The following is a 276-nucleotide window of genomic DNA, read 5'->3' as shown; positions in this document are numbered from 1 at the left end:
AAAGATGTTAGATGCAAACAAATTACAGCAGGCAGTGGATCAGGCTTACACCCAATTTCACTCACTTAACGGCGGACAAAATGCCGATTACATTCCCTTTCTGGCGAATGTACCAGGTCAACTGGCGGCAGTGGCTATCGTGACCTGCGATGGCAACGTCTATAGTGCGGGTGACAGTGATTACCGCTTTGCACTGGAATCCATCTCGAAAGTCTGTACGTTAGCCCTTGCGTTAGAAGATGTCGGCCCGCAGGCGGTACAGGACAAAATTGGCGC

Annotated in this window: 1 protein-coding gene; it reads left to right on the top strand. The window is 50.4% G+C overall.

What is annotated here, in order from left to right; translation table 11 throughout:
• A partial coding sequence (locus RVY79_RS19460) for a glutaminase (protein ID WP_317466217.1) occupies positions 1–276 on the top strand: 276 nt, incomplete at both ends.

Source organism: Chromohalobacter sp. HP20-39 (genome assembly GCF_033052815.1).
Lineage (GTDB): Bacteria > Pseudomonadota > Gammaproteobacteria > Pseudomonadales > Halomonadaceae > Chromohalobacter.
Note: the sequence above shows the minus strand (reverse complement) of the source record. Positions and strands in the feature narration are given on the sequence as shown.